Raw genomic sequence first — 748 nt, forward strand, 5'->3', positions numbered from 1 at the left:
AGCATCGTCATGCTTGCCGCGCTCTGGCGCCGCGTCGGCCCGCAACTGCGCATCCCGATCGCCGTCTATGTCGCGGCGATCCTCGCCATGGGCATTTCGGCGCTCACCACCGGCAGCGCATGGGTCATCGCCGGCGCGGTGCTGTTCATCGCTTCGGACGGGTTGCTGGCGACCGAGCGCTTCCTGTTCGCGGCGATCTCGCCACAGCGCCTGTGGATGCGCTACGCGGTCTGGGTGCTTTATTACGCCGCCCAGCTGGCGATCACGCTGGGGTTTCTGCTGGCCTAGACCGGCCGCCAGCCGGGCTCAGCCAGCTCGAAAGCGGCGAAATCGAAGCCCGGCGCCACGGTGCAGCCGACCAGCGTCCATTCACCTAAGCTGCGCGCCGACTGCCACCAGCCGGCCGGTACGACGACCTGCGGCCGCTCGCCCGTGGCAAGGGCCGTGCCCAGATCCTGCTCGATGACCAGGCCTGCGCCTTCCTCCTCATGCATCGACAGCGCCACCGGCGCGCCGGCATAGAAGTGCCAGACCTCGGCCGCGTCCTTCACCCGGTGCCATGCCGAAAGCTGACCTTGCTCGAGGAGGAAGTAGATCGCGGTGGAATGACCGCGCGGGCCGCCCGCGGCGTCGCGAAACGTCTCGGCATACCAGCCGCCCTCGGGATGCGGCTTAAGGCCAAGGGTGGCGATGATCTCGGCGGCGCTGGTCATTGGCGGTCTTTGGTTCGATGCATGTCGCTTTATGC

2 protein-coding genes are annotated in these 748 nt (G+C 67.8%); one reads left to right on the top strand and one right to left on the bottom strand.

Going from position 1 to position 748, the window contains the following annotated elements:
* A partial coding sequence (locus EOA28_RS37495; RefSeq protein ID WP_245501709.1) for a lysoplasmalogenase family protein occupies positions 1-288 on the top strand: 288 nt, incomplete at its 5' end.
* Here EOA28_RS37495 and EOA28_RS37500 read toward each other — a convergent pair.
* Positions 285-713: a cupin domain-containing protein gene (locus EOA28_RS37500; protein WP_128315928.1), complete on the bottom strand. Its 429-nt coding sequence runs from the start codon at positions 711-713 to the stop codon at positions 285-287. The genes EOA28_RS37495 and EOA28_RS37500 overlap by 4 nt on opposite strands.
* Positions 714-748: the final 35 nt, after the last annotated feature.

The organism is Mesorhizobium sp. M2A.F.Ca.ET.067.02.1.1 (assembly GCF_004023285.1).
GTDB lineage: Bacteria > Pseudomonadota > Alphaproteobacteria > Rhizobiales > Rhizobiaceae > Mesorhizobium.